Source organism: Mitsuaria sp. TWR114 (assembly GCF_007997345.1).
In genome coordinates, this window is the sequence record NZ_VOSR01000890.1 from 1 (window position 1) to 4,005 (window position 4,005).

2 protein-coding genes are annotated in these 4,005 nt (G+C 69.4%); one reads left to right on the forward strand and one right to left on the reverse strand.

Features of this window, described 5'->3' with window-relative positions; genetic code table 11:
• Positions 1 to 795 (forward strand): substrate-binding domain-containing protein (locus FUT87_RS25400; protein ID WP_147242801.1); only part of this gene is annotated, 795 nt, incomplete at its 5' end.
• An 87-nt stretch (positions 796 to 882) separates the two neighbouring features.
• Here the strand turns inward: FUT87_RS25400 and FUT87_RS25405 are convergent.
• Positions 883 to 4,005 (reverse strand): efflux RND transporter permease subunit (locus FUT87_RS25405; protein WP_147242802.1); only part of this gene is annotated, 3,123 nt, incomplete at its 5' end.

A 4,005-nucleotide genomic window follows, 5' to 3' on the forward strand; every position in this document is an offset into this window, starting at 1 on the left:
GTGCTGATCCCGCTGCTGTCGAACGCGCTGTTCGTCGACCTGCTGGACGCGGCGCAGCGCACGCTGCTGGCCGCCGGCTACCAGAGCCTGATCGGCGTGACCCACTACCACCCCGAGGAAGAAGAGGCGCTGCTGCGCACCTACCTGATGAACCGCCCGGCGGGGCTGCTGGTCACCGGCTTCGACCGCACCGACGCGGCCCGGGCGCTGATCCACGGCAGCGGCGTGCCCTGCGTCCACGTGATGGAGAACCGCGGCGAGCCGGGGCTGTATTCGGTCGGCTTCTCGCAGCAGGCGGCCGGTCACGCGATGACGGCCGAGCTGATGCGGCGCGGCTATCGCCGCATCGCCTTCGCCGCGGCGCAGCTGGACCCGCGCACGCTGCAGCGCGCGCAGGGCTATCGGGAAGCGCTGGGCGCGGCGCACGATCCGACGCTGGAGTTCATGGACGCGGCACCGTCGTCGTTCGCGCTCGGCGCGGCGATGTTCGAGCGCGTCCTGCAGGCCGTGCCCGATGTCGACGCGATCTTCTTCAACAACGACGACCTGGCCCAGGGCGCGCTGCTGCAGGCGCTGCGGCTGGGGATCCGGGTGCCCGAGCGCGTCGCCGTCGCCGGCTTCAACGACCTCACCGGCGGCGGCCAGATGCTGCCGCCGCTGAGCACCGTGCGCACGCCTCGCGGCGAGATCGGCCTGGAGGCCGCGCGCATGCTGGTCGCGCTGATGCGCAACGAAGCGGTCCCCGAGCCCTGCCTGGATCTGGGCTTCGAGCTGGTCCTGCGCGAGAGCTGCTAGGCGCCGACATGAACGACAACGCCGGATCGTTGCCGATCCGCGTCCGTGCCATCGACGACGGGCGCCTGGCCCGTCGCGCGTGCGGCCTCAGTCGGCGATGCCTGGCGTCGGCGTGCCTGGGCCGATCGCCGGGCCCGCCGAGCGGTCATCCGCCGAGGCGTCGAGGTCCGCGTCGGTCGGCGTCGACGCCGCCGCGAAGGTCTTGCGGCCCTTCACCAGGTAGGAATAGATCACCGGCACCACGACCAGCGTCAGGATCGTCGAGGTGATCACGCCGCCGATGATCGCGCGGCCCATCGGCGCCTGGATCTCGCCGCCCTCGTTGAGCGCGATCGCCATCGGCAGCATGCCGAACACCATCGCCGCGGTCGTCATGATGATGGGCCGCATCCGCGTCAGGCCGGCCTGCAGCAGCGCCTCCGGCACCGACAGACCCTGATCCTTGCGCGCATGGTTGGCGAAGTCCACCAGCAGGATCGCGTTCTTGGTCACCAGGCCCATCAGCATCACCAGGCCGATCATCGAGAACACGTTCAGCGTCGTCTTCCACAGCAGCAGCGCCAGCATCACCCCGATCATCGCCAGCGGCAGCGAGGCCATGATGGCGATCGGCTGCACGAAGCTGCCGAACTGGCTGGCCAGCACGATGTAGATGAAGATCAACGCCAGCCCCATCGCGATCAGCAGGCCGTTGAAGGCCTCCGCCTGCTGCTTGCCGTCGCCGTCGACCATGAAGCTGATGCCCGGCGGCAGCTGCGTCTCCTTGATCAGCTTCTGCACGTCGGCGTTGACGTCGCCGCCGGGGCGGCCCTGCACGCCGGCGTAGACCGCCTCGCGGCGCTGCAGGTTCTGGCGACGGATCACCTCGGGGTTGAACACCGGCTCGATGGTCGCGACCTGCTCCAGCGCGATCGGCGAGCCGTCGCGGGCGAAGGCCACCGGCAGGTTGCGCATCTGCTCGATGCTCTGGCGCTGCGCCTTGGGCAGGCGCAGCAGCACCTCGACCTGGTTGCCGTCGGGCGTGGTCCAGTAGGTCGCGATGTCGCCGTTGACGTAAGCCCGCAGCGAGGACGCCACCTGCACCGCGTTGAGCCCCAGTTCGCGCACCGCCGAGTCCTTGAGCTTGACCGCATAGGCCGGCAGCCCCGGCTTGACCGTGGTGTCCACGTCCACCGCGCCCTTGATCTTCTTGACCTTCTCGGCGAAGTCCTTGGCCACCTGGGTCAGCACCTCCGGATCGGAACCGAGGATGGTGACCCACACCGGGCGGTTGAAGCCGACGCTGACCTCGACGCCGGGAATGCGCGCGATCTCGGCGCGGATCGCGTCCTCCACCTGCATCTGGGTGCGCTTGCGTAGCTTGCGGCCGACCAGCGCGATGTCCAGGTTGGCCTGGTTGCGGCCGGTGGCCATGCCCTCCCCGCTGCTGCCCACGACGGTCGCGACGGTCTTGATCTCGGGGAAGGTGGCCAGGATCTCCTCGACCTGGCGCACCTTGGCCTCGCCGCGCTCCAGGCTGGTGGCCACCGGCATGCGCAGCGTCAGGTGGGTGAAGCCCTGGTCGATCTGCGGCTGGAACTCGCTGCCCACCGCCGGCACCAGCAGCAGGGCCAGCACGAAGCTGCCGACGCCCGAGCCGGTCACGATGCCGCGCGGCGTGATGGTGGCCAGCCGCAGGCGGCGCGGCGCGCTCTTCAGGCGCTGGCCGTCCGGCCCGAACGGGCGCCCGAAGGCCGGCAGCGGCGGCACCAGCATCCGGTAGCGGCGGCCGGAGAACACCCAGCGCAGCGTCTTCTCGTAGACGTCGTGAAGCAGGTCCATGCCGCGGTCGGTGGCGCGCACCAGGTGGCCGATGACCGGCACCTTCTTGATGTAGGTGCTCGGCGGATCGGGCCAGACCGAGGACAGCATCGGGTCCAGCGTGAAGCTGACGAACAGCGACACCAGCACCGCCACCGCGACGGTGATGCCGAAGGGATAGAAGAACTTGCCGACGATGCCGCCCATGAAGGCGACCGGCACGAACACCGCGCAGATCGCGAAGGTCGTGGCCATCACCGCCAGGCCGATCTCGTTGGTGCCGTCCTCGGCCGCGCGGTGGTGGTCCTTGCCCATGCCGACGTGGCGCACGATGTTCTCGCGCACGACGATGGCGTCGTCGATCAGCAGGCCGATGCACAGGCTCAGCGCCATCATCGTCATGAAGTTCAGCGTGAAGCCGAAGGCATAGATCGCGATGAAGCTGGAGATCACCGAGATCGGCAGCGTCAGCCCGGTGATGATGGTCGAGCGCCAGCTGTGCAGGAACAGGAACACGATGGCGATGGTCAGCAGCGCGCCCTCGATCAGCGTGTGGCGCAGGCCGTCCAGCGAGTGCTTCACGAAGTCGCTGTTGACGTAGACCAGCCGCAGCTCCATGTCCTTGGGCAGCGTCTTGCGCATCTCCTCGACCGCCGCCTTGACCGCCTCGCCGGTGGCGACGATGTTGGCGTCCTGCTGCTTGAAGATGTTGAAGGTGACGGCGGGCTGGCCGTTGATGCGGGCGATGCTGTCGAGCTCGCGCTCGCGCTCGCTGAGCGTGCCGAGGTCACCCAGCGTCAGCGGCAGGTCGCCGCGGCGGCCGACAACGACATTGGCGAATTCCTTCGGATCCTTGACCTTGCCCTCGACGCGCAGCATCGCGTCATCGAAGCGGTTGGAGATCAGGCCCACCGGCGCGTCGGTGTTGGCGGCGTTGAGCGCCGCCGAGATCTGCGCCGGCGTGATGTTGAAGGCGCGCAAGCGGGTCGGGTCCAGGTCGATGCGGACCTCGCGCACCGCCATGCCGCCGACGTCCACCTTGGCCACGCCCTCGACGCGGCCCAGCCGCTTGGAGACGGTCAGGTCGGCCATCATCGACAGCTCGCGCAGCGTGCGGTCCGGGCTCATCAGCGCGGCCACGATGATGGGCTGCGCGTTCTCGGTCTGGAACCGCTGCACCATCGGCGGCTTCACGTCGCGCGGGAACTGCGCCTGGGCCTGCGCCACGCGGTCGCGGATCTCCTGCATGCCGCGGTTCATGTCGGCGTTCAGCGAGAACTCGACCGAGGCCTGCATCCGGCCCTCGAAGCTGCGGGACTGCACCCGCTCCACGCCGGCGATGGTGTTGAGCGCCTCCTCGAGCGGCTTGGCCACCTCGCGCTCGACCGCCTCGGGCGAGGCGCCCGGGTA